This window comes from Collinsella aerofaciens, from assembly GCF_901212495.1.
GTDB classification, from domain to species: domain Bacteria; phylum Actinomycetota; class Coriobacteriia; order Coriobacteriales; family Coriobacteriaceae; genus Collinsella; species Collinsella aerofaciens_H.
Genome location: NZ_CAAKNY010000040.1, coordinates 1 through 24,310 on the forward strand (window position 1 = coordinate 1; position 24,310 = coordinate 24,310).

Genomic DNA, 24,310 nt, shown 5'->3' on the forward strand with positions numbered 1-24,310 from the left:
CGCGCGGCAAGGAGATATATTGCCAGACCGCGAAGCCGTGTGGGACGTCAATTCCACTCTTCACAAGTCCTACACAATCTATGGCTTTCTATATAGGAAGTAGAAAGTCGAGTGCAGCAAGACCGCACGTATCAGATGATGACCCTTCGGTTAAGAGATATATAAAGATCGGTCACCTGTAAGTGCTTATCTACCCACGCTTTTAGCTATGCAAACCAGCGCTTTCGATAAAAAAGAGGGAGTGTCGCGCACAGCGCGACACTCCCCTAGCGATTCAACAGAATCAATTAGGCCTCGAGGGCCTTCTTGGCGATGGTAGCCAGCTCGTTGAAGGACTCGATGTCCTCGTAAGCCATCTGAGCCAGGACCTTGCGGTCGAGCTCGATGCCGGCAACCTTCAGGCCGTGCATGAACTGAGAGTAAGAGATGTCGTTCAGACGAGCAGCAGCGTTGATACGGGTGATCCAAAGAGAGCGAATCTCGCGCTTCTTGTTGCGGCGATCACGATACTGATACTGCAGGGAGTGCTGGACCTGCTCTTTAGCATGCTTGTAAGTACGCGAAGCGGCACCGTAGTAACCCTTCGCACGGTGCATAACGGTACGGCGCTTCTTCTTGGCGGCAACAGCGCGCTTAATACGTGCCATGTTCTATCAACTCCTAGACGGTAAAACGAAAAACGGGAACGCGAACTTAGGCGAGACGCGACTTGATGACCTTGCGGTCGGCAGCGGCGATCTCGGTCTCCTGACGGAAGCCACGCTTACGCTTGGTGGACTTCTTGCTCAGGATGTGGCTCTTGAAAGCCTTGGCGCGCATAAGCTTGCCGGTACCAGTCTTGCGGAAACGCTTCTTGGTGCCGCTGTGGGACTTCATCTTAGGCATGAAATACTCCTTAATCGGTTACAGAACACTAGTTACTTGGTATCGCTTGCCGCCTTATCCTCATCGAAGGCGCCCTTAATCGGGGCGAGCAGCATAAGCATGTTACGGCCTTCCATCTTAGGCTTGGACTCGACCGTAGCGTAAGGCTTGAGATCCTCGGCGAGACGCTCGAGAACGTTAAGGCCCTGCTCCGGGTGAGCCATCTCACGGCCGCGGAACATGATGGTGATCTTAACGCGTGCGCCCTTCTTGAGGAAACGCAGAACGTGGCCCTTCTTGGTCTCGTAGTCGCCAACGTCAATCTTGGGTCGGAACTTCATTTCCTTGACCTCGACCTTGGACTGGTTCTTACGAGCGGCCTTGGCCTTCATGGCCTGCTGGTACTTGAACTTACCGTAGTCCATGACCTTGCAGACCGGCGGCTCCGCGTTGGGAGCGATCTCGACCAGGTCGAGACCCTGATCGTCGGCGACGCGCTGGGCATCGCGGATGGCGAACAGACCGAGCTGAGAGCCATCGACGCCAATCAAACGGCACGAAGATGCAGTGATCTCGTCGTTGATGCGGGTGTCATCAGACTTAGCTATTTTCCCTACCTCCATTCGTAAAAAAATAACCCGGCGCTTTTCAGCAACCAGGTCGTACACATAGACATCCTCAATGTGAGGAAGGGAATCTAAGTTGTATGACCAGTCAGCTGCTCATTGGCGCCAAAAGGTGGGAACCCTCGGGTTCCTCTTTAGGGCATTGCGGGAACAACGCCTTCGCGATAATAACACGTACAGCGCGCTATCACATTTCGTACACGAAAAGGGGGCCTCGACCCCCTTGAACGCTCGCTTGCATGTATGGTGCCCGAGGCGAGACTCGAAGGGCCTTCGCTTCGCGAAGCCCCGGGCTTCGGGCGCATGGCGCCCTCGCCACGCTCCGCTACAAACAGGCCACAGGCCTGTTTGCTTAACGCTCCGCGCGCTCACGCGAGTTCGGCACGAAAAAGGGGGCCTCGACCCCCTTGAACGCTCGCTTGCATGTATGGTGCCCGAGGCGAGACTCGAACTCGCACGTTGTTGCCAACGGTGGATTTTGAGTCCACTGCGTCTGCCAATTCCGCCACTCGGGCACGCAATGCGTGAGTTAGTTTATCACAGCTTTCAGTTGATTAGTCCGAAAATGGAACTTCGAGCATTTCGATGAGTTCGACCGAACGAAGCATCTCGCGCCGACGGCATCCGCGACCGTTAACCGAGGCTTCGCCCATCTGGTTGTCATAGGGATCCTCGCGCATGCCATCGAAAACAGGCACAAACTCAGCCTGGAATCGATCGTTGGCCACCATACGCCACGGGTCGAGATTGCCAAAGTAGTGGCGACGACGCCATTCCTCCCCCATCCTGCGTGCCGAGGAACCAAACGATACGTCGGCGTTAAGCCAACCGGTCTGGGGTGTGTAGAACTCAGCCCAATCGTGCGGCCCCACCGAATCGGGTGCAACATACAGGCCGCTCTGCCAACGGGCAGGCACGCCAGCGATGCGGCACATGGTGATAAACGTGAGCGCCATAACGCCGCAATCGCCGCGGAGCGAATGTGCGCAGTCGTCGGCAATAGATCCCAAAAGCAGGTACGGTGGCTGATAGCGATAGTCGACATGCTGTGTCAGGTAATCGTAGATAGCACGAGCGCGATCGAGCGGATCCTTGAGCCCGTCAATGATACGCGCCGTCAGTTGACGCAGATACGGCGTAAACGCGATGTGCGGACGGTCCTCGGAAGCGTCCTCGGGCAGCGGTGCATCCATACAAGGATGCGATGGGAGCGCGCCACCATAGATATCGCAATAGGCGGCATCGATTTGGTAACGATAGGTCACCGAGAACGATCGGTCGGTCGAGGAGACCCACGAGGCAGCACGCGCCGAAGCATTCGCAGGAGCAATGGACCCCTCCGACGTCATATCGAGAACCTCGATATGAGACTGTTGACGACAGGCGGCGGCAACGGGCAGCCACGCGCGAACGGTCTCTCCCTCCAGAGCCCCGGGGACAGACACGGATGCCTTAAGCGTGATGACGCGAGTCAGCCCGTTTTGCGACTCCATCTCCCTGAGCATCTGGTTACGCAGCGCCATGCCGTCCGTAGAATCGGGACGCAGGCCCGGAACCTCCTTGGGGTACACGCGAAGCGAATCGAGGAAGTTATCGAGAACAAACAGCTCGCCATCGACAAAGCGCCAGTCAATACGCTTACGATTAATCAGGTCATCAAACTGCTCTTCGGTAAACTCAGGCCACTCCTCGCGAATCATCGCAATGGCCCGATCACGCGACACCGAAAAATGAAGCGGCGTCTCGAGCATACGATACCGCTCAGCACGAACACAAGCAGCCAGCGAAGGCTCAGGGTTCTGCTCCAAAAGGCGATCGCAGGCAGCAACAGCCTGCGTTAAATACCCGGCATCCTTGAGACGAAGAATCTCGGGCGGCAGTCCAATATCGAGATGACGAAAGTCATCACAGCAGACATCAACAGAGCAACCAACAGGACCCTCGTCAATAACCTTCCCATCCGAAGGCAGCACATCAATAACAGCCATAACCACTCCCACATCAAACGACAGACTGTCCCCATTGTACCGACATAAAAACAAAGCCCCAACCAAGGAGCCCCAACACCGCTGAACGATAGTCAAAGAAACAATTCAGTCTTGTAACCCTGGGGCGTTAAACGAAGGAAGCCCCGTCCCCCGGAACTGTTTCCTTGGCGCGACTTCTGGCAAAGCCAGTAGCCATCTTAATTCAGCCCAGTAACCCTGTAGCGAGTTAACAAAGGAGGCCCCGTTTCCCCGGAGCTGATTCCGTCGCGCGACTTCTGGCGAAGCCAGGTGAGCGCGAGGGAAACAGCGTAGGGGAAACGGGGCCTCCGGCGGGAAGTTAAACCGCTACTTACGCCTTGTTGACGGAGCCAAACTCCTCCATGAGCTCCTTGGTGCGGGCAACGATGTTGTCGCGACCAGGCTTGAGGAGCTTGCGGGGGTCAAAGCCCTTGCCCTGCTGATCCTTGCCAGCCTCGATGTACTCGCGAACGCCCTTGGCGAAGACGAGCTGCAGGTCGGTGTTGACGTTGATCTTGGAGATGCCCAGGGAGATGGCCTTCTTGATCTGATCCTCGGGGATGCCGGTGCCACCGTGCAGGACGAGGGGCAGATCGCCGGTCTGGGCCTTAATCTCGCCCAGGCGCTCGAAGGAAAGGCCAGCCCAGTCGGCGGGGTACACGCCGTGGATGTTGCCGATGCCGCAGGCGAGGAAGTCGACGCCCAGGTCAGCGATCTGCTTGCACTCAGCAGGATCAGCGAGCTCGCCGCTGGAGGTCACGCCGTCCTCGGTGCCGCCGATGCCGCCGACCTCGGCCTCGATGGACATGCCCTTGGAGTGGGCAAGCTCAACGAGCTCCTTGGTGCGGTCGAGGTTAAGCTGGAAGGTCTCCTCGTGAGAGCCGTCATACATGATGGACGTGAAGCCGGCCTCGATGCACTTGAAGCAGTCCTCGTAAGAACCGTGATCGAGGTGAAGGGCGACGGGAACGGTAACGCCCGTGGCCTCGACGGCAGCCTTGACCATGTCGGCGCAGACCTTGAAACCGCCCATCCACTTAGCGGCACCAGCGGTGCACTGAAGGATCAGCGGAGACTTGGCCTCCTCGGCGGCCTGGAGAATAGCCAGGGTCCACTCGAGGTTGTTGGTGTTGAAGGCACCGAGACCGTACTTGCCGGCCTCGGCCTTCTTGAGCATGTCTGCTGCGTTGACGAGCATAAAAGAACCTCCTGTAAGGTTGCTCCGATAACGCCTGTGATTTTACCACGGTAAGCCGCTGCGTAAACGTTCGTTTATTCACGAATATGACGCAAATTGGCCAAATTTCGACCGTTCGCCCCACTCAAACATTCCGTTGGCGCATTCGGGGGTTGACGAAACCACCAACCCCCGAATGCGCAAAGCATCCTAAGAACAAACCTAAGTCAATAGCATTGATGCCATCTGAAGCACCAGCGGCATACTGATGAGCGACAGCAAAGTCGATAATGCAACAAGGCCAATGCCAAACTTATAGTTGCCACCATACTTATCCGACAGGATCGCAGCGAACGACGCGACCGGTGAGGCCATTGCAATCAGCACGGTTAGCCTAACGTTAAGGTCTACGAAGGGAAATAAAGCTAAGACGAAAATCGTCACGGCCGGAACGATAATCAGCCTGAGCAAACTGACGAGGTAGGCCTTTCGGCTCGTTGCAATCGCACGCAAGTCGCTCTGTGCCAGATATGCACCAAGCACGATCATAACGAGACCGGTGTTGAGCGCCCCCAAGTCGTCCAGCACCGACGCCATCAGTGCCGGAGGATGAATCGAGCACACGAAACAAACGAAGCCGGCTGCGATCATGATCATGTTGGGGTTGGCCACACACTTTTTAAGTGAAACCTGAGAACGATCACTGGAGACCAGCCAAACACCATATGTCCAAATAATGGCAGTCATGACCGCGCTCGTAATTGACATATAGAAGATGTAGTCAGACCCCAAAACGCCCATAATAATTGGCACGCCAATGAAACCGCTGTTTGAAAAGATAACAGCGTATCGGGCAACGCCGTCTTCCTTTTTAAAAAACGTCTTAGTTATCAGAGCCGTTATTGTCAAGATCGCAATAGTGACCCCGGTGCAGAACAACGCATCGACAATCTTGTCGAAATCGAAATCGACCATCAGGGTCTTGAGTGTGATGCAGGGATAGGCTATATAGATGACAGCGCTTGCCATCTGACTTGCCCCCGCACGATCGATAATCTTGGCCTTGTAAAGGGCAAATCCGATCGCCATCAAGATAAACATGATGACGATCTGATTCACGAGCGCGGAAACCGCACCCCCCATTACAGCTCCTCACCGTTCGTCTCGATGACCTTCTTGTACCAGTAGAAGCTCTTCTTGCGCGAGCGCTCGAGGGTGCCCGATCCGTCATCGCGCTTGTCGACGTAAACGAAACCGTAGCGTTTTGCCATCTCGCCATCGGCGTTGCTCACAAGGTCGATGCAGCCCCAAGGCGTGTAACCCCAGACCTCGACGCCGTCCTTGATGGCCTCGCCGAGGGCCTTGATGTGATCGCGCAGGTACTCGATACGATAGTCGTCATCGATCGTACCGTCGGGGTTAACCTCGTCTCGGCACCCCAAGCCGTTCTCCACGACCATGATGGGAATCTGATAGCGCTCATAGACCTGGTTGAGCATGATGCGCAGACCAGCCGGGTCAATCGGCCACTCCCACGCAGTCTCCTTAAGATAGGGGTTCTTGGCGCCGCCGAACAGGTTTCCGCTCGTCTCCTCGGCCGGATCGGCGCTCGCACACTGACTCTGGTAGTAGCTGTGCGTGTAGAAGTCGACCGTGCCCTCCTTGAGGATCCTACGGTCCTCGTCGGTGATATCGAGCGAAACGCCCTCCTCGTCCCACAGACGCGGGGCGAAATAGGGATACTCGCCGCGCACCATGACATCGGAACAGTAGTAATTGCGATACTGGTTGCGCTCGCGGGCGAGCTCAACGTCATCGGGGTTGGGCGTAAGGGGATACGCGAGCATATAGGCGATCATGCAGCCCATCTTGTTGTCGGAGTCAATCTCGTGGCCCGCTTTGACGGCGAGCGCGCTTGCGACGAACTGATGGTGCAGGGCCTGCAGGCGCTTTTGCGGGTCGTCATTCTGATGGCGCAAGTCGAACGAGCCCGGGTTGAGGATACCGAGGCTCATGTAGTTGCCGAGCGATATCATGCCGCAGTTGATTTCGTTGAAGGTAAGCCAATAGTGGCACTTGCCCTTGTAGTGTTCCATGACGGTCTTGGCGTACTTAACATAGCAGTCGATGGCCTCGCGCGATGCCCAACCATCTATCTTCTGGCACATGGCGAAGGGCATCTCATAGTGGCTGAGGGTGACGAGCGGCTCGATGTCGTACTTTGCACATTCGTCCATGACACGGTCATAAAACGCAAGGCCAGCCTCATTGGGCTCGTCCTCAAATCCCGTCGGGAAGATGCGCGGCCAGTTCATCGAGAAGCGGAAAACCTTGAAGCCCATCTCGGCGAGAAGCGCGATGTCTTCCTTGTAGTGATGATAGAAATCGACACCGTCATGGCAAGGATAGAGTTTATCAGGGTCGAGCACCGGCGTGATCTCGCGCGGGTGATGATGGTTGCCATTGGTGGCCATGTCCATGCAGCTCGGGCCCTTGCCATCGACATCCCAAGCACCTTCGAACTGGTTGGCCGCAGTGGCACCGCCCCACAGGAAGTCTTTGGGGAAAACGCTCATCGGTCTATTCCTTTCTTATGTAATGGCACGGCCGGATAAAGAATGCCGGCCGTGCTAAGGGTGTTCAGCAACTAGTCGAGATCAGCGCCGTTGGAAGCAATGACCTTCTTGTACCAGCCAAAACTCTTCTTTTTGGAGCGGGCATAGGTTCCGTTGCCCTCGTTGTCCAGGTCAACATAAATAAAGCCGTAGCGCTTATCCATCTCGCAGGTGGACATACTCACGAGGTCAATGCAGCCCCAAGGCGTGTAGCCCATGACGTCGACGCCCTCTTCGATCGCGGCACCGATGGCCTTGATGTGCTCGCGGAAGTAGTCGATGCGGTAGTCATCGTTGATCGAGCCGTCCTCCTCGACCTTGTCGTAGGCTCCCAGGCCGTTCTCGACGATAAACAGCGGCTTGTGGTAGCGGTCATCCATGTCGATGAGCGCATAGGTGAGGCCATCGGGGTCAACCTGCCAGCCCCAATCGGAGATGGGCAGGAACGGGTTCTTGACACCCGTGGCGAGGTTACCCCCCACTTTTTCGCGCTTGTCGGCATCGATGGAGTCAACCATGCTCATGTAGTAAGAGAAGGATACGAAGTCCACTGAGTACTGCTTGAGGATGGCCTCGTCACCCATGCCGAACTCGACGTGGATGCCGTGGCGTTCCCAGTATTTAAGGACATGCTTGGGATACTCGCCTAGAACCTGGACGTCGCTATAGAAATAGTTATCGCGATTCGTCTTCTGCGCGAGCAGCATGTTCTTGGGGTTGCAGTTCTCGGGATAGGTGAGCGTGCGCGTCACCATACAGCCCATCTGCGCGCCCGGCACCATCTCGTGGAGCATCTTGGTGGCAAGGGCACTCGCCACGAACTGGTTGTGCACACACTGGTAGATGAGCTCCTCGCACTTGTCTGCGGGATAGCGGTCGGTGCAGACGCCGATCGTGGTCCAGGGGTGACGGAACACGGAGTCAATCTCGTTGAAGGTGAGCCAGTATTTCACATACTCGCCAAACTCGCGGAAGCACACCTCGCAGTAACGCACGAAGAAGTCGATGACCTCACGCTTTCCCCAGCCGTCATAGTGGTTGGCGAGGTAGAGCGGCATCTCGTAGTGATGAAGCGTCACGAGTGGCTCGATGCCGGCTTCCTTCATCGTCTTAAAGAGATCGCGGTAGAAGTCGATGCCCGCCTGGAGCGGTTGCTCCTCGGTGCCCGTGGGAAACAGGCGCGTCCACTGGATAGAGACGCGCAGCGTTTTGAAGCCCATCTCGGCAAAAAGCGCGATGTCTTCCTTGTAGCGATGAAAGAAATCGATGCCATGACGCTTGGGGTACTCATGGATATCATCGGACTCCATGGCAGCGCGGATCTGATCGTCGGTGATGCCGTGCAAGGCAGCATAGTTCTTTTTGTCGACGTTGGGCCTATACGTTGTGCAGTCGGCAACAGAAAGACCCTTGCCATCGACATCCCAGGCACCCTCGCACTGATTGGCGGCAGTGGCTCCGCCCCAAAGGAAGTCTTCGGGGAACACGGACGTCTTGGTAAATTCGCTCATGGATGCTCCTATTCTTATAAAATAGGGGCGCGGCGCTCCCGTGCACCGCGCCCCTCATAGCTACAGGCTAGTAATCGCATCTGCGATCAGCTTGGTGGTCTTAGGCTGCGTCCTCCTCCTGCTCCTTTTTTGCGAGCTTGGAGTTAGCGGCCACGAAGGGAATCCAGATAAGCGTGCCGACGACAAGCTCAATGGCCTGGACCACGATGCCCTGCCAACCATGACCGACAAAAGCATTGAGTAGGATGGGCACACCGAAGGGAACGTCAACGGTATTGCAGGGCAGGAAGCCAATGGAGGTCGCAAACATGGCAATAGCAACGCAGACACCGCTACCGAGGGCGAACGGGACAGCATAAATCGGATTCAGAACCAGAGGGATACCGAAGACGACAGGCTCGGAGATTCCGCAAAGGCCGGGCAGGAAACCAAGCTTAGCGATAGCCTTCTCCTCGTCGCGCTTAGAGAAGAGGAAGATGGCAATAATGAGACACAGGGTCATGCCCGCACCGCCAGGAGCGACAAAGCAATTCCAGAATCCCATGGTAAACGGGGAATCGGGCATGGTGCCGGCGGCAAGGGCGGCAGTGTTGGCGGCGATGGCGGCGTTGAACATGGGATTTCGGACCGGAGAAACGATAAGGCCGCCGTGAATACCGAGAACCCAGAAGAGCTGAGAAACAACAACGATGACGATAACGCCGGCAGGGGTCTTAAAGGCTGCCTCCAGCGGAGCCTGCATGAGGCCGTAAATCCAATCGTTGATGTAAGAACCAGTGAGTGCCTGGAAGCCAAGGCCGAAAACTGCACTAGCGACCAAAACGATGAAAACCGGAATCATTACGTTAAAGGACTGAGCGATGCCAGAAGGGACCGAGGGGGGCATCTTGATCTTAATCTGGTCGATCTTGGAAAGCCAGCAGAACAGCGAGCCGAAGACAACAGCAGTGAGCATACCGACGAAAAGGCCCTGCGCGCCCATCTGGGTGGTGAGCAGGCCGGAGACCGGCATCTCGAGTGCGTTGCCGGCGCCATCAACCTTGATCGAGCTGCAGATCATAGAGATGTAGGCGGCAACGGAAACGAGGGCCGTCGGATACTCGGGGGCCTTCTTGGCACGCGCCAGATACAGGCCGATCAGAAACGTGATGGGCACCGTCATAAAGGACATGGTGCAGTAGTTGATAGCCGTAAATGCGGGCTCAAGGCCGGCTAGAGCCGGAATCCATTGGGCAAGACCGGTCGTGGTCGAGGAGACCAGGGTCTTGAGAAGGGTGCCCATGGAACCGACAATAACGAAGGGCATGAACGCGGTGAAGGCGTCCTTAATAGCAGAAAGGTAGACGTTGTCGCCCACTTTTTCTGCGACAACCATCATTACATCTTCGAATTTCTCGGAGAAAGCCATATGATGTACCTGCTTTCGAAAGTAATGTACCAGTGCTTTCGGTGGCAAGCCGCCACGCAAGGTGGAATATGCGCGGCGGCGCCTGATGAGGGCGTAGGCCCTTATGCGTTGGCGACGAGGTCCTCAGCCTGTTTGAGGACCTTGGCGCCGTCACAGCTGCCATAGGCAACCGGATCGATCACGGCAACGGGAGCTTTGCCGTCGACGACTTTGGTGAGCTTGCGCTGAAGATGACGGACCTGCGGCCCGAGCAGCAGCACGTCGAAATTACCAAGCTCCTCAGCAACCTGGCCCTGTTCAACGGCCCAGATTTTGTAGTCTTCCTTGCCCTGGGCTTTTGCAGCCTCCTCCATCCTGCTTACGACAAGAGAGGTGCTCATACCAGCGCAGCAAGCCAACATGATGTTCATTACAAACTCCTTTCATAAAGCGCTCTTCCAGGGCGCTTAGATGACCAAAACGTAAAAGTCGAGGCTATTTACCTTCATACTTATCGCGATACAGCTCAACGAAGCGCTCAGCAAAATCGCTTGCCATAATCGCCATTGTCAGATGGTCCTCAGCGTGGATCAGGATAATGTTGATATCGACCTCTTCGCCGTTAGCTTCAGCCTGGGTGAGCTCGAACTGCTTCTTGTGGGCGGCGCTCATCTCGGCCTGCGCCTCGGCGAGCTGCTTTTCTGCCCCCTCGAAATCACCGTCATGGGCAGCGTCGATCGCCATCAAGGCGGCCGACTTGGCGTTGCCCGCATGAAGGATGATCTGGAGGGCGTTTTCGTACTTGCTCTCGTCCATCTGTGTCTCCTCTTACAGTTGTCGTCTTACATTCCAAATGTATTCAAAAGCTCGACAAGCGTGCCCCATTCCTGGTTGCCGACGAGCTTCTGGATAGCCTCTTTATTGGTGAGCAGCTTGGCCATACTGCGGTAGAAAGACTCGAGCTTTTTATTCTTGGCCTTGGATACCGAGACAAGAAAGACCGCGCGCACCGCTTGCCCGTTCCATTCGATGGCATGGCGGAGCAGTCCCACGCACACAAACGTGCCGTCGCTCACGGCTTGCACCGGATGTGGCATGGCAACCTGGTTGCCAAAGCTTGTCTGGGCAAGCTCCTCGCGACGAAGGACCAGCTCGCAAAAATCGCTGGGTACCTTTCGACACTCAGCTACGCGCTCGCAGAGCCCCTCGATCACCTCTCGTTTATCAGATACGTCAAGGTCGGTCACGAACAGCTCGGGCGCAAAAAAGGGAGCAAGACTGCCCGACAGGCCGACATCGCTCAAAAGGTCCCTGAGGTCTTTCATATCCTCGTCATCGAGAAAGAAACTCACCTGACGTACCGGTACGAGAAGCGAGCAGCGCAACGGAACGGTAGTGAAAACGTAGTCGATGCCCGTCATGTCGACGCTGTCCACATGGCTGGCGTCGCACGTCACTACCCTGTCGACCAGCGAGCCGAACTCCTGGCGATAACGGTACTCAAGCAGCTTGGCGCTACCCTGCCCGCTCGCGCACACGACGAGGATGTTCTTGCGTGGGGCTTCGCCCTTCTGACGCTCGAGAGCGAGCGCGAAGGCAAGCGCGATGTAGCCGACCTCGTCGTCGGAAAGACGGTTTCCGTACTTCTCCGCCAGAATCGTGGAGGAATCCAAGGCCATAGAATAGGCAAGAGTGAAACGCTCCTTGATATCGGCGAGCAGTGGATTATCGATATGCATGCGATACTTGAGGCGCACCGTGAGCGGCACGATATGACGCGCCAGATTCATGCGCAATTCAAGATCGCTGCGAAGGTCAAAGTGATAGGAATCCCAAACGAGCTCAAGCATCTCGGACACGACATTCCAGACCTCATCGGAGATGACGAGACCTTTATCCTCATCGTCGGGTCCCACATAGAGAGACTGCTTGCCAGCCAGATGGATGGCAATGTAGGCAACCTCCTCTTGAGGAAGATCGATTGAGAACGCCTCCCCAATACCACTCGCGATGCGCCCGGCGACGGCAAACTCACGCGAGGAGCGAAGATGCTCCAGATGCTCGGCATCCATAGGCACATAGCAGCCTTCACGGATGCGACGGACGGCGATGGCGATATGAACCATAAGGTTCTGATATGCCGCAGAGTTGATTTGGAATCCCTCTTCGGCGATAACCTCGTCCACGCAGCGGGCGATCGCGTCAAGGGACGCACGATTGGCGTCAACGTCTGCATGAACATCCATGAGGCTATCGAGCGTATTGTTGGCGAGACAAAGTCTGCGAGACATCTCGCTGCCGCGGACGCGAATCCCATAGTGAGGGCGACGCTCAAGCGAGAGGTCGAACCGCCCGAGCTGCTCCTCGACCTGTTTGAGGTCCCCCGAGATGGCGTTGCGGGACACAAAGAGAATCTCGGAGAGATCGTCGAGCGTGATCCAGCCCGTACGGCAAAGAAGATCACTCAGGAGATAGGAGACCCTTCCCCCAGGCGTCGAGGGCAGGGCGCGGATGCCGCCCTCCGAGGACGCTTGGACAAGTCTATCGAAAGCATCGCGATCAGTGACAACGAGCGAATACCCGCCACCGCGCGCCTTATGGATATGCGCGGCGGGTTCGAGCTGCCCGTTAAGTTTCTTGACATAGGTGCGGATCGTACGGTCGCTTACATCGAATACACCGGCAAGGAGCTGGGGCATCACACCCTCGTGCTCTTCGATATAAAAGAGAACCTTGCGAACCTGCGAATCGATCATGCGCCACACCTCCTTGCCTTCTCTCGACATTGATTAAGATATCTGGATTATGGAGAGGGTTCCACGATTGCGATTTCCGCATTAGTTGGAAGCAGGGTGGATGGAACGTACGAAAACAGAGCCACGGCGGGCATGGCAGGCTCCGAGTTGGGCATGCCCGCTGCGCTTATCAACGGCTCATAAACGGGTTACGGGCGAGCTCCGCTTGCATCGTCGTTGCGGAACCATGACCGGTAAGGCAGACGGTGTCGGAGGGTAGCTCGCGGGCCATCTTTTTGAGCGAGTGGCAGATGGTCGCCTCGTCGCCGCCCGCAAGATCGGTGCGACCGTGGCTGCCCGGAAATAGCGTATCCCCTACGAAAGCGACATTGCCCTCCTGCGTCGCCACGAACAGCACGATTCCGCCCGGCGTATGCCCCGGCACTTCCATAACCTGGAGTGCTGCTTCTCCCACTACAAGCGTATCGCCCTCGGCGATCAGTCGCGTAGGCTCACCCGGATCGGGCGTGTCGATTCCCCACATGGCACGTTGCTCAGCGATGTTTTGAGCAGGAAGCTCGGCATCTTTAGCAGGCAACGCGTACAAGCATGCCTCACCCAACGCCGCGCGCACGCCCGCCACGCCGCCCACATGGTCCGCATGCCCATGCGTGCAGACGGCGCCGAGCAGCGTCTCGTCCGGATGCTCGGCATAAAAGCGCTCGACCAAGGCCGCACCGTCCCATGCGGGATCGACGACAACCCACTCCCCCGCCGAGCCCACAAAGTAGCTGTTGGTTTCGATAGGTCCGTTGGCCAAACATTCAATGGAAACAGAACCGCGTGGCGTGGTATCGAGGGACATAGGCACTCCTTTTGCATTCGGAAAGGCGGCCAAGTGCGCAAGCGCATTTTGGCCGCCCATGGTCATTCTCTAGCCTAGCACCTCACCGTTGGTGTTACAGACCTTCTGATACCAGAAGAAGCTGTCCTTGCGTGCGCGGTGAAGGTCGCCCGAGCCGTCGTTGTGCTTGTCGACGTACACGAAGCCGTAGCGCTTCTTCATCTCGCCGGTGCCGGCGGAGACGATGTCGATCGGGCCCCACATGGTGTAGCCGATCAGGTCGACGCCATCGTCGATAGCCTCTGCCATCTGCTCGATATGGTCGCGCATGTAGTTGATGCGGTACTGGTCGTGGATAGAGCCGTCCTCTTCAACCACATCGATAGCGCCAAGGCCGTTTTCAACGATCATCATGGGTACCTGATAGCGATCGTACATGTCGTTGAGATACCAGCGCAGGCCCTTGGGGTCGATCGTCCAGCCCCAATCGGACGTCTCGAGATAGGGGTTGACGGCGTCATCGTAGAAGACGTTGCCTGTACCCACAGGCACGGTGGGGTCGGTCGAAACCGTCGAGCTCTTGTAGTAGCTAAAGGTATAGAAATCGACCTTGCCCTCGCGCAGCAGCTCGGCATCGCCCGGCTCCTGCTCGACGTGCACGCCCTTTTCGCGCCAGAGACGGTCGGCCCAGCTGGGATAGGCGCCGCGCACCTGAACATCACCACAGTAATGATTGGCCATGCGCTCCATCTTTTGGGCGAAGAGCACGTCCTCGGGACGGCAGCTGTACGGATAGGTGGCGCGGCTTGCAATCATGCAGGCGACCTTATTGTCGGGGTCGATCTCGTGCGCGGCCTTGACCGCGAGCGCACTTGCCACAAACTGGTGATGAAGGGCCTGGTAACGGCGCTGCTCGTCGTCCCACTCGACCTTGGTGCTGTAGTCGAGAGCCACGTTGTCGCCAGGAGGCAAGATGCCGCCGCCCATGATATTGCCAAAAGGAGCACACAGGCAGTTAATCTCGTTGAACGTAATCCACAGCTTGACGAGGCCCTTGTACTCCTCAAAGCACAGACGCGCGTAGCGCACAAACGGCTCCACGAGTTCGCGGCTCGACCAACCGCCGTACTTTTTGGCAAGCGCATAGGGCAGCTCATAGTGGCTGAGCGTCACGAGCGGCTCGATGCCGTTTTTGTGCATCTCCTCGAACATAGAACGGTAGAACTCGATACCCGCTTGGTTGGGCTCGGCATCCTCACCCGTGGGGAAGATGCGGCCCCAGTTGATGGAGACGCGGAGGCACTTAAATCCCATCTCGCCAAAGAGGGCGATGTCCTCCTTGTAGTGGTGGTAGAAGTCGATGGCCTCGTGGCTGGGATAGTACTCGCCCTCGTGGACAGTCGAGGTGATCATGCGCGGGGTATCGACAGTGCCGCCCTTAATCATGTCGGGAACAGAGAGGCCTTTGCCGTCCTCGAGATACGCGCCCTCGCACTGATTGGCGGCAAGAGCGCCGCCCCAGAGAAAACCTTGGGGAAAAGCTGCCATGATTGTTCCTTTCGTTTAGCTCAGGTCCGAGCCGTTGGACTCGATAACCTTCTTGTACCAGTGGAAGCTATCTTTGCGGCTCCGCGCGCCGGTGCCGGTGCCGTCGTCGTGCTCGTCGACGTAGATAAAGCCGTAGCGTTTGGCCATCTCGCCCGTCGAAGCACTCACCAGATCGATGCAGCCCCACATGGTGTAGCCCATGAGGCCCACGCCGTCCGCCACGGCCTCGCGCATCTGCTCGATATGCTGGCGAAGGTACTCGATGCGATAGTCATCGTGCACGACACCGTCCTCGCCGGGCTTGTCGAAAGCACCCATGCCGTTTTCGACCACCATCAGCGGCTTTTGGTAGCGGTCCCACATCTCGTTAAGTGCCCAGCGCAGACCCTTAGGGTCGATCTGCCAACCCCAATCGCTTGCCTTGAGATAGGGGTTCTTGACACCGCCGAAGAGGTTGCCGCCCGTGGTCTCGAGCGTGGGGTCACAGCTCACGCAGTTGCTCATGTAGTAGCTAAAGGTGCAAAAATCAACAGTGCCGGCGCGCAGCAACTCGTCGTCGCCCGGCTCCATCCGGACGGTGATGTCGTTGTCGGCGAAATAGCGCTTGATGTAGCCGGGATAGTAGCCGCGCACGTGAACGTCGGACGTAAAGTAGTTGACACGCTGCATAACCTGCTGCGAAAGCAGGACGTCATCGGGGTCGCACGTGCGGTAGTAATACGGGATGTAAATGCACATGTCGCCGATCTTGAGCTCGGGATAGTGCGCGTGCGCATAGATAACTGTCTTGGCACTCGCCACAAACTGGTTGTGGACGGCGGTATAGCGAACCGAGAGATCGAACGGCAGCCCGGTGCGCGGACCGGTATAGCCCTTGAACGTACCCGTGGACGTCGAGGCGCCGCCACGTGCAAGACCGCAGTTAATCTCGTTGAACGTGAGCCAGTAGGTAACCTTGTCGTGGAACCGGTCGAGGACACAGGTCGCATAGCGCATAAAATAATCGATGCACTCGCGGCTCTCCCAACCATTGAGCTTATCGACCAAGGCATAGGGCATTTCGTAGTGGCTAATGGTCACAAGCGGCTCGATACCGTGGGCGCGCAGACAATCAAAAACGCGATCGTAGAAAGCAAGGCCAGCCTCGTTGGGTTCATCCTCCATGCCCGTGGGGAAGATGCGCGTCCAGGCGATAGACATGCGAAACGTCTTGAAGCCCATCTCGGCCATAAGCGCGATATCGTCCTCATAAGTGTGATAGAAGTCGATTCCGTCATGGTTGGGATAATACTTGTCCGGATCGAGCGAAGGATCAATCAGGCGCGGCGTATTGACATCGCCGCCGGTAACCACATCGGCCACCGAGACACCTTTGCCTTCGACATCCCAAGCGCCCTCTAATTGGTTGGCGGCAGTGGCGCCACCCCAGAGGAAGCCTTGCGGAAAAGCGGGGGTTACGGACATGGTATCTTCCTTTCGGTCGATTTGGGCGACGTGCCACCGCCCCAGGAACTAAAACAACATGAGGCCCGCCGAGAGCAAGGCGGGCATGGTGACAATAGAAAGAAGCGTTGATATGGTTACGAGCCCGGCACCAAAACGGTAGTCTCCACCAAAGAGCTGCGGCATCATGGACGACATGGCACCGCATGGACATGAAAACGCGATAAGCAGGACTGCCTTACAGGCCTGGGGCATGGGCGTCACTGCCAAGATGAGGGCAGCAATGCCCGCCGTAACCAGCAGGCGAAGCGCGCTCGCCTTGTAAATCGAGCGGGTGCGCAGGAGCGCGCGGAGATCGGACTGTGCCAGAAAAATGCCCACGATCAGCATGCCGAGACCGGTGTTAAGGTTCGCCATGCCGTCCACGAACACCTTGACTACGCCCTGGGGCTCATAGCTCAAGAAGAACATGGCAAATCCCACGATGACCGATATAATCACTGGATTCGTGAAAACCTTTTTGACGCTCACGGTGGAACGGTCACGCGTATACATCCATACACAATAGGTCCAAATAAAGACGGTCTGAGCCGCGATGGTGGCGGAGATGTAAATGACGTATTCCTCGCCAATCACGCCCTCGACAAGAGGAATGCCCACAAAGCCCATGTTAGAGACAATGATACCTACCTGTGCCGCCCGGTTTCCGTTCGAGCCATAAGCAAGGCGTGCGCAAACGATACAGACCACCATAAGGATACAGGTGACACCGACCACCCATGCAACGTTGGCAGCCACCTCCGGATCAAATTTGCTAGCAAGTGCCCGGAGCACCACGGCGGGCGTGGACACATAGCAAGCAAGGTTGGTGAACACCTTGGAGCCGTCCTTGGTGATGAATCCTGCCTTAAAGCAGATGGCGCCCACCCCCATCATGAGGAACATGGCAATGATCTGGTTGAGCATGAGGGGCATGGTCGAAGCCAGACTCAGCTGCATGGGTGCGCATCTCCTTACAGGCGGGATTCGAATATGTGATCGGCATATGCCGATAAATGGGGACAGAGCCTTTTTGCGCAACCGAAAAGGGACTGGGTCGACGTCTGGAGGGACGCCGCGGCAACGAAAAAGGCTGTGTCCCAATTTACCCTAGCAAAAAGTTGGCCGCCCGCGCCGTGCGGACTCGGGCGGCCCCAAAGCCGGCCGTTCGTGCCAGGGGCACGCGGCCGTCGTTGGGCATCGACGCGCAGCACCGATGCCCAACCGAAAACTAGGCGTTGGCCTTCTTGGGCTCATCCTTGTACGTGATGTAGGTGAGGATGAAGGAGGCAACCATGGAAATGAGGATACCGATAACCATAATGATGAGGTTGTTGATGCCCTCGGCACCCGTAGGATCAATGTAGACCGGCAGGCCCAGAATACCGGAATAACCCGCCATAAACTGCTTGGCACCCATACCGCAGACAAATGCGCCACCGATGGCAGAGGCGATGCAGGACATAACGAACGGGGTCTTCTTGGGCAGGGTCACGCCGTAGATAGCAGGCTCGGTAGTGCCAAAGACGCCGGTGATGGCTGCAGGGATGCAGACCTCCTTGAGGGCCTTATCATTGGTCTTAAAGAACACCGCGAGGACAGAGGCAACCTGAGCGTGGCTGCAGACCTGACGACCGCCGAAAACGGCGTCATAGCCCAGCACGGCAAGGTTGTTGAGATACATGGGGACGACGGACCAATGCAGGCCGAAGACCACGAGGACCTGCCACAAACCGCCGAGCAGGGCGCCGCAGGCAATGCCGCCGATAACGGGAATCTCGTAGACAGTCTTAAAGAAGAGGGCGAGCAGGTTGGTGAGAACGCCGGCAATGGGGCCAATGACCAGGTAAGTAAGCGGGGTGAAGATCACAAGCGTGAGCATCGGGGTAAGGAAGAAGCGCACGGCCGAAGGAATCTTCTGATCGATTGCCTTCCAGAACTTGGAAGCGCAGAACACCGCGATGATGATGGGTATGACGGAACTGGTGTAACCGGAGCTCGGGAACACGATGGGCAGGCCAAAGAACGTATCCGAGTAGTTCATCTGCATGAACGTACCGGCGAAGACAGAACCGATGGGATCGGCGCCTTTCATGGCAACCATAGCCGGATAGCAGAGCGAAGCGCCCAGGGCAGCACCGACAAACTGGTTGATGCCAAACTTCTTTGCCGAAGTGAAGCCCAGGAAAATGGGCAGGAAGTAGAAGAAGCCATCGGCGAAGGAATAGATGGTCTGGTAGGCACCGGAATCGGCGGTCATCACGCCCAGGAAGGTGCACAGCGACAGCAGGCCCTTAGTCATGCCGGCGGCGGCCAGCACGGGAAGAACCGGCTGGAGAATGCCGGACACCATATCGATGAAGGCGTCGAGCGGCTTCATGGGGGCCTTCTCGCCCTCGTCCTCCTCAATCGTATTGCCCTCTTCGTCAACGAGGCCACCGGCCTGGAACTTACCGATTGCAAGCACGGTATCGTAGACGTCGGTGACATGCGGGCCGATCACGACCTGATACTGGCCACCAGCATGCATGATTTTGATGACACCGTCGGTGCTCTCGAGCACTTCGTCGTTTGCAAGGGACTCGTCCTTGAGCTTAAAGCGCAGGCGGGTAACGCAGTGCGCGAGACTCTTGACGTTGTCCTTACCACCCACGTTTTGGATGATGATGTGGGCGAGACCATCATACTTACTTGCCATAATGTCTCCTTTTCCTAACTGAGCATTGGCTTTAGGGACAGTGCTGTATATAGACGCGAGGCCCGGCGCCATTGGCCCGTCGCGCCTATTACCAAAGGTTGTATGAGGTGGTCGCTCCGTAACGAATCCGTTGGGGAAATCGCCGGCTTGGCCGGATATGTGAACGGCGGCGCTGCATGCACCTGCCGTCATATTGCGAGAAGCGCTAGTTCTCGAGCTTGATGAGATACATCAACAGATAGAAGCGCTCCTCATCGGTGAGTTTCCACCCATGTTCACGCCTAAAATAGCGGGAAATGGCCTTTGAGCAGCTCATAGCCCTCGGATAGCCTTTCGCAACATCCATGAGCAGCGGAAGCTTGGCTTCCTGATGCTCATCGACACCCTCCAGGCGTTTTACGAGAAACTTAAGGTGCGTAACAAAGCGCACGTATGCATGGGAGGTCTTGTCGAGCCCCCTCCCGCAGGGAAACATCTTGGCGTTGACGATCTCGGTAACGTCGTCAACGATCTTTAGGGTCTTTTGAACCATGCGCGCGCTGTTGGCACGCTTGGCGCCACGGCCCTCGGCATTGAGGATATGCAGAGCAATCGAGCATGCCTCGGACTCGGGAAGCTCCAGGCCGGTCACGTTGCGCATAAAGGCTAGACCCGTTTTGCCCAGCTCAAACTCATCGGGGTACACCAGCGGGATATCCGCAGCGAGTGGATTTTCCATAACGATGCCGTCGGCAAAGCGCTCCGCTGCAAACTGCAAGTGGTCGGCAAGCGTGAGATAAAGATTGGGATTGAGCCTGCAATCGAGCTCGACCTCGGCCAGGCGCACGATATCCATTGCAACGCCGATAACCTCGCCCGAAATGGAGTTAATACTCTTAAGCAGGTCGTCATTGACGTTGCGGAACACGCGGTGAATCTGAGAGGTTTCCTCGAGCTCGTAGGGCGGCTTTCGAAAGCCAAGGCCCTTGCCAAAGACAACCAGCTCATTGCCATCGCTATCCTGTGCCATGGCAACGTTGTTATTGATTCTTTTCGTGATAAGCATAAGAAAACTCCTCTCGATACAATCGTGGCCGACAGCTTTCACTCAACAATCCAAGTTCGGACTATATGTGGCTGCGTCCGCGTTGCCTCGAAAAGGAGTAACAACCGAAACGTCGAGACGAACCTTAACACCCTCTGCATCGAATTGTGAAGTTATTTGAAGAAAAATACCGTTCGCGGCGATTTTTCGACCGTTCATCGGCGATTGCCCCCATTCACGACGCTTATCCCAGCGGCACCGCGCGCATATCCAGCTGTTCAATCAGCGCATGTCCTTGATTTCCTCGAGCAACAGCTGCGACACCACCTCGAAAAGCTCAAGCGGGCTCTGCTCCGTCGCCGACCATGCAACGCTCACGGCCCTCCGATACGCCTTTCCGCGATACCGGAGTGGCTCGGACAGGTCGCTCACAACGATTCTCGATACCACGCTGTCCATCCGTTCCACCACGCAAACCGTTCGGTAGACGGTGAGCACCACCCGCCGGCGATCGCGCCCGGTGCATGCCATGACCGCAGTTTTCGCCGCGCCATCACCAAGCTCAACGGCCTCTTCCCACAGCCGTGCCAAATCCTCTTGCGCACGGCGTGCCAAGAGATGCTCAACATGCCTAAGGTCGTCATTACTCGGCAAAGCCGGCAGCACAATTGCCCGGGGATGAAGAATGGCACTCGACGGGTCGGTAGCGAGCTCGATTGCACGGCGTGGCGCAGGCTCCCGCCAGCCCGTGGGATGCACTTCCTCGAGATACGCCCTACGGTTCCACGTACCTTCAATCAACGCGCGAAGGTGAGCTATAACCACCGTGTTTTCATCGGTATAGAGCACCACGGGGCGAGCGGGCGTCGCACGTTCTATAGCCCCAGCGAGGCCCAAGGTGATAAGCGTGGCCTCGGCCTTAGAAACGTGACCGGGCATAGTGCGCTCCAGATACGATGACGCTAGACAGCTGGCAAGCGGATAGCGCGCCACCGTTTCGGACGCATGGTAGTTGAGCAGGCCATGCCCTGCCGCACAGCGTCGCAAGACGCCGTCTATGCGAATCGCAAGCCCCATGCGCGCTTCCGAGGACGTTCGAAGTGAGTCGCATCGCGTTGCCCGCGCCGCCTCGTCCAACAAGCGCACGGCATGGATGACCGCCAAATCAGACGGACGCACGGGCACGATGAGCTCACTCAGCAGCAGGGCAAGATGGGTCCGGTCTGTTACCGCAAACTCGCCTACTCCTTGGCCCGAAAGGTCGCCCGCAATGGCCTCCGCAAGAACAATTGCCTCCTCCGTTGCCCGGCACGCCTCTTGCCGCTCCCCAAGCTGCTCACATGCAACAGGCCGAACGAGCGAGAGGGCACACCATCCGGCAACGCGCTTCACGTCATCGCCCGAAATCCTTCCCACAGCAAGCAAGTCACTCGACCGCTCAATGACAGTGGGCAAGACCTGAACATACACCGTCCTAAAACGTTCCGCCGTGCCCGGATCATCAAACATTGCATCGATGCGATCGGCCTCAATCCACTTGGAGGCCTCATAGCGCCGCTCCGATTCCGCCCCCTCAATACGCATTCCATCGCGGCTTCCCACTCCGAAGCTTAAATTAGGCAGGCGTGTCATGCGGTAGCGCATAACCTGGACTTGCTCGGCAACAGTCGCTTTAGAGACGAACAGCCGCTCAGCGACCTGTGACATCGAAAGCGGCCGAGGCGCCAGCACGAGCATAAGGAACACCTGGGCATATCGGCGCTTGATGCTGTGATGTCCCTCGTGTGCATCAAAATCCGCCGCCAGCTTTTCACGCAGAGCCGTGTCCAAATATAGCAACCGATACCCATAGCGCGGCAGGGATTCAATGCCCGCAGCGCTTCCCAGCTGCTCGCGAATCGCCGCAACCTCTTGCTTGACAAGCTTGGCGCTGATACTCAGGCGCTCGGAAAGCTCACCGCTCGTCATCCACGAATCGCAACTTCCCAAAAGCATGAGCAATCTAATCTGACGCTGCGTGAGCACGGGCCTCCGCCTTTCGAACCAGCACTTCGTTCGTACAGGTTATTTTCCCTTTATTAGAGCATACAACCTAACGGTAAAGCATGCGTGCGCCGCGTTAAATGAATCTAACCAAAATTTGGCCGATCCTCGCACGAAAGGAAACCCCATGACCGACAAGCTGCATATCCCCGACACGTTCCTCTGGGGCGGCGCCACTTCCGATTTTCAGTACGAAGGCGGTTTTGGCGAAGACGGTCGCGGCCTTCTCACGCGTGACTTTGAGACCGACGGCAATGTGACCACGCCGCGTCAGCTCACGCTCAAAATGCCCGATGGCAGCCGTACCTCGGTTAACAGCAGCTTCTTCCAGTGTCAGCCCTTCCCCGAGGGAGCAGTGCCCTACATTTACGATGACCAGTACTATCCGAGCCATCAGGCGGTCGATTTTTATCATCACTGGCGCGAGGACATCGCGCTCATGGCCGAAATGGGCTTTGGCGTCTTTAGATTCTCCATTACCTGGAGCCGCATCTTCCCCACAGGCGACGAAGCCGAGCCCAACGAGGCAGGCCTCAAATTCTATGAGGACGTGGTCGACGAGCTGCTGGCGCACAATATCCAGCCGCTCATTACCATCTGCCACGACGAGCTGCCCGCCTATCTGGCCGAGAAATACAACGGCTGGGAGGACCGACACGTAATCGACTGCTATCTCAACCTTTGCCGTGCTCTCTTTGAGCGAATCGGCACCAAGTGCAAGTATTGGCTCACCTTCAACGAGATCAACGCCATTGCGGGCTATATTGCCACCGGCTCGCACCGCACCGATCAGCAAACGCATTATCGCTGTATCCACCATATGTTCCTGGCGAGCGCCAAGGCCGTTCAGATGGGGCACGAAATGATGCCCGAGGCCATGTTCGGCACCATGTACGCAAGCTCGGAAGTCTATGCCGCCACCTGCAAGCCCGAGGACGAGTTCCGTCGCATGCAGTTCCGCCATATGACGCAATTCTTTAGCGATGTCATGGCAAATGGCGTCTACCCCTATTATTCGCGTGCGATGTTCCGCCGCTTGGGCGTAAACATGAACGAGTTTGTGGAGGCCGGGGATGCCGAAACTCTTGCCGCCGGCACGCTCGACTACGTAACGTTTAGCTACTACCGCAGCGCACTCATCGAAGCATCCGATGAGCTCAAGCGAATGGGCGGCTCCCCCACCAATCCCTATCTGCCGGTAACGCCCTGGGGTTGGCAGATTGATCCGGTTGGCCTACGCTTTGTGATGAACGAAATCTACGACCGTTACCATAAGCCAATCTTTATCGTCGAAAACGGCCTGGGCGCAATAGACGAGCTGCTTCCCGATGGCACCGTCGATGACCAGTACCGCATCGACTACCTCCGTGACCACCTGCGCGAAATGGCCAAGGCCATTTGCATCGACGGAGTGGATTGCCTGGGCTACACCATGTGGGGCTGCACCGACCTCGTTTCGCTTTCCACCGGCGAGATGGCCAAGCGCTACGGCTTTGTCTACGTGGATATGGATGACAAGGGCAACGGAACGCTCGAGCGCAGCAAAAAGAAGAGCTTCGATTGGTTTAAGGAAGTTTGCGCCACCAACGGCGACAGCCTTTGGACCGAAGAATAACGTGAGCCTATAAAAGAAGGCCGACGGAATTGCCCCGTCGGCCTTCTGCTTTTTATCATGCCCCCGAAATTGAACGTCAGATTGTTGCTCTGGTGGGCGCGCAGCGTCAAGCCATTCCGCCGTTTGGTAAAACGG

General features: G+C 56.9%; 20 protein-coding genes and 1 tRNA gene. 1 reads left to right on the forward strand and 20 read right to left on the reverse strand.

Annotated elements, in window-relative coordinates; genetic code table 11:
• Positions 1–287: 287 nt before the first annotated feature.
• From rplT to SFLMC1_RS04155, 20 genes are all read right to left on the reverse strand, one after another.
• Positions 288–647: a 50S ribosomal protein L20 gene (rplT, locus tag SFLMC1_RS04060; protein ID WP_006234421.1), complete on the reverse strand. Its 360-nt coding sequence runs from the start codon at positions 645–647 to the stop codon at positions 288–290.
• A 46-nt stretch (positions 648–693) separates the two neighbouring features.
• Positions 694–885, reverse strand: a complete 192-nt coding sequence (gene rpmI, locus SFLMC1_RS04065) for a 50S ribosomal protein L35 (protein ID WP_006234422.1) — start codon at positions 883–885, stop codon at positions 694–696.
• 32 nt (positions 886–917) lie between these two features.
• On the reverse strand, positions 918–1,487 hold the full coding sequence (gene infC / locus SFLMC1_RS04070) for a translation initiation factor IF-3 (protein ID WP_006234423.1): 570 nt from the start codon (positions 1,485–1,487) through the stop codon (positions 918–920).
• Between the two features lie 431 nt (positions 1,488–1,918).
• Positions 1,919–2,005, reverse strand: a tRNA-Leu gene (locus tag SFLMC1_RS04075).
• A 39-nt stretch (positions 2,006–2,044) separates the two neighbouring features.
• Positions 2,045–3,478, reverse strand: a complete 1,434-nt coding sequence (locus tag SFLMC1_RS04080; protein ID WP_152074383.1) for a transglutaminase-like domain-containing protein — start codon at positions 3,476–3,478, stop codon at positions 2,045–2,047.
• Between the two features lie 349 nt (positions 3,479–3,827).
• The gene (gene fba, locus SFLMC1_RS04085; protein WP_035137086.1) at positions 3,828–4,694 is read right to left on the reverse strand and encodes a class II fructose-1,6-bisphosphate aldolase; all 867 of its coding nucleotides are present in this window, start codon (positions 4,692–4,694) and stop codon (positions 3,828–3,830) included.
• 201 nt (positions 4,695–4,895) lie between these two features.
• Positions 4,896–5,816, reverse strand: a complete 921-nt coding sequence (locus SFLMC1_RS04090) for an AEC family transporter (RefSeq protein ID WP_152074382.1) — start codon at positions 5,814–5,816, stop codon at positions 4,896–4,898.
• A complete protein-coding gene (locus SFLMC1_RS04095) occupies positions 5,816–7,249 on the reverse strand; it encodes a glycoside hydrolase family 1 protein (protein WP_152074381.1) in 1,434 nt (477 codons plus the stop codon). Before SFLMC1_RS04095 ends, SFLMC1_RS04090 begins: the two co-directional genes overlap by 1 nt.
• Positions 7,250–7,320: 71 nt before the next feature.
• Positions 7,321–8,799: a glycoside hydrolase family 1 protein gene (locus SFLMC1_RS04100; protein ID WP_152074380.1), complete on the reverse strand. Its 1,479-nt coding sequence runs from the start codon at positions 8,797–8,799 to the stop codon at positions 7,321–7,323.
• A gap of 100 nt (positions 8,800–8,899) precedes the next feature.
• Entirely contained in the window at positions 8,900–10,207 is a 1,308-nt protein-coding gene (locus tag SFLMC1_RS04105) for a PTS sugar transporter subunit IIC (protein WP_152074379.1), read from the reverse strand.
• A gap of 101 nt (positions 10,208–10,308) precedes the next feature.
• Positions 10,309–10,617, reverse strand: a complete 309-nt coding sequence (locus tag SFLMC1_RS04110) for a PTS sugar transporter subunit IIB (protein ID WP_152074378.1) — start codon at positions 10,615–10,617, stop codon at positions 10,309–10,311.
• A gap of 64 nt (positions 10,618–10,681) precedes the next feature.
• Positions 10,682–11,002, reverse strand: a complete 321-nt coding sequence (locus SFLMC1_RS04115) for a PTS lactose/cellobiose transporter subunit IIA (RefSeq protein WP_152074377.1) — start codon at positions 11,000–11,002, stop codon at positions 10,682–10,684.
• Between the two features lie 26 nt (positions 11,003–11,028).
• Positions 11,029–12,942, reverse strand: coding sequence for a BglG family transcription antiterminator (locus tag SFLMC1_RS04120; protein ID WP_187323850.1), 1,914 nt, complete (start codon positions 12,940–12,942; stop codon positions 11,029–11,031).
• A gap of 169 nt (positions 12,943–13,111) precedes the next feature.
• Positions 13,112–13,786 (reverse strand): MBL fold metallo-hydrolase, encoded by a 675-nt coding sequence (locus SFLMC1_RS04125; RefSeq protein WP_152074375.1) that lies wholly within the window; start codon positions 13,784–13,786, stop codon positions 13,112–13,114.
• Positions 13,787–13,855: 69 nt separating this feature from the next.
• The gene (locus tag SFLMC1_RS04130) at positions 13,856–15,313 is read right to left on the reverse strand and encodes a glycoside hydrolase family 1 protein (protein ID WP_152074374.1); all 1,458 of its coding nucleotides are present in this window, start codon (positions 15,311–15,313) and stop codon (positions 13,856–13,858) included.
• Positions 15,314–15,328: 15 nt separating this feature from the next.
• Entirely contained in the window at positions 15,329–16,777 is a 1,449-nt protein-coding gene (locus SFLMC1_RS04135; protein WP_152074373.1) for a glycoside hydrolase family 1 protein, read from the reverse strand.
• 48 nt (positions 16,778–16,825) lie between these two features.
• On the reverse strand, positions 16,826–17,755 hold the full coding sequence (locus SFLMC1_RS04140) for an AEC family transporter (protein ID WP_152074372.1): 930 nt from the start codon (positions 17,753–17,755) through the stop codon (positions 16,826–16,828).
• Between the two features lie 271 nt (positions 17,756–18,026).
• On the reverse strand, positions 18,027–19,493 hold the full coding sequence (locus tag SFLMC1_RS04145; RefSeq protein WP_187323851.1) for a PTS transporter subunit EIIC: 1,467 nt from the start codon (positions 19,491–19,493) through the stop codon (positions 18,027–18,029).
• A 205-nt stretch (positions 19,494–19,698) separates the two neighbouring features.
• A complete protein-coding gene (locus SFLMC1_RS04150; protein ID WP_152074370.1) occupies positions 19,699–20,538 on the reverse strand; it encodes a PRD domain-containing protein in 840 nt (279 codons plus the stop codon).
• 261 nt (positions 20,539–20,799) lie between these two features.
• Positions 20,800–22,542 (reverse strand): HTH domain-containing protein, encoded by a 1,743-nt coding sequence (locus tag SFLMC1_RS04155; protein ID WP_152074369.1) that lies wholly within the window; start codon positions 22,540–22,542, stop codon positions 20,800–20,802.
• Positions 22,543–22,687: 145 nt separating this feature from the next.
• On the opposite strand from SFLMC1_RS04155, the gene SFLMC1_RS04160 reads away from it, so the two are divergent.
• The gene (locus SFLMC1_RS04160; RefSeq protein ID WP_152074368.1) at positions 22,688–24,175 is read left to right on the forward strand and encodes a glycoside hydrolase family 1 protein; all 1,488 of its coding nucleotides are present in this window, start codon (positions 22,688–22,690) and stop codon (positions 24,173–24,175) included.
• Positions 24,176–24,310 lie beyond the last annotated feature (135 nt).

Excerpts from the sequence above, each read along its gene's own strand:
- rplT (WP_006234421.1), bottom strand. The coding sequence starts at position 647 with ATGGCACGTATTAAGCGCGCTGTTGCCGCCAAGAAGAAGCGCCGTACC.
- infC (WP_006234423.1), bottom strand. The coding sequence starts at position 1,487 with ATGGAGGTAGGGAAAATAGCTAAGTCTGATGACACCCGCATCAACGAC.
- SFLMC1_RS04080 (WP_152074383.1), bottom strand. The coding sequence starts at position 3,478 with ATGGCTGTTATTGATGTGCTGCCTTCGGATGGGAAGGTTATTGACGAG.
- SFLMC1_RS04135 (WP_152074373.1), bottom strand. The coding sequence starts at position 16,777 with ATGTCCGTAACCCCCGCTTTTCCGCAAGGCTTCCTCTGGGGTGGCGCC.
- SFLMC1_RS04100 (WP_152074380.1), bottom strand. The coding sequence starts at position 8,799 with ATGAGCGAATTTACCAAGACGTCCGTGTTCCCCGAAGACTTCCTTTGG.
- SFLMC1_RS04145 (WP_187323851.1), bottom strand. The coding sequence starts at position 19,493 with ATGGCAAGTAAGTATGATGGTCTCGCCCACATCATCATCCAAAACGTG.
- SFLMC1_RS04150 (WP_152074370.1), bottom strand. The coding sequence starts at position 20,538 with ATGCTTATCACGAAAAGAATCAATAACAACGTTGCCATGGCACAGGAT.
- SFLMC1_RS04110 (WP_152074378.1), bottom strand. The coding sequence starts at position 10,617 with ATGAACATCATGTTGGCTTGCTGCGCTGGTATGAGCACCTCTCTTGTC.
- SFLMC1_RS04140 (WP_152074372.1), bottom strand. The coding sequence starts at position 17,755 with ATGCAGCTGAGTCTGGCTTCGACCATGCCCCTCATGCTCAACCAGATC.
- fba (WP_035137086.1), bottom strand. The coding sequence starts at position 4,694 with ATGCTCGTCAACGCAGCAGACATGCTCAAGAAGGCCGAGGCCGGCAAG.
- SFLMC1_RS04095 (WP_152074381.1), bottom strand. The coding sequence starts at position 7,249 with ATGAGCGTTTTCCCCAAAGACTTCCTGTGGGGCGGTGCCACTGCGGCC.
- SFLMC1_RS04115 (WP_152074377.1), bottom strand. The coding sequence starts at position 11,002 with ATGGACGAGAGCAAGTACGAAAACGCCCTCCAGATCATCCTTCATGCG.
- rpmI (WP_006234422.1), bottom strand. The coding sequence starts at position 885 with ATGCCTAAGATGAAGTCCCACAGCGGCACCAAGAAGCGTTTCCGCAAG.
- SFLMC1_RS04090 (WP_152074382.1), bottom strand. The coding sequence starts at position 5,816 with ATGGGGGGTGCGGTTTCCGCGCTCGTGAATCAGATCGTCATCATGTTT.
- SFLMC1_RS04125 (WP_152074375.1), bottom strand. The coding sequence starts at position 13,786 with ATGTCCCTCGATACCACGCCACGCGGTTCTGTTTCCATTGAATGTTTG.
- SFLMC1_RS04120 (WP_187323850.1), bottom strand. The coding sequence starts at position 12,942 with ATGATCGATTCGCAGGTTCGCAAGGTTCTCTTTTATATCGAAGAGCAC.
- SFLMC1_RS04105 (WP_152074379.1), bottom strand. The coding sequence starts at position 10,207 with ATGGCTTTCTCCGAGAAATTCGAAGATGTAATGATGGTTGTCGCAGAA.
- SFLMC1_RS04160 (WP_152074368.1), top strand. The coding sequence starts at position 22,688 with ATGACCGACAAGCTGCATATCCCCGACACGTTCCTCTGGGGCGGCGCC.
- SFLMC1_RS04130 (WP_152074374.1), bottom strand. The coding sequence starts at position 15,313 with ATGGCAGCTTTTCCCCAAGGTTTTCTCTGGGGCGGCGCTCTTGCCGCC.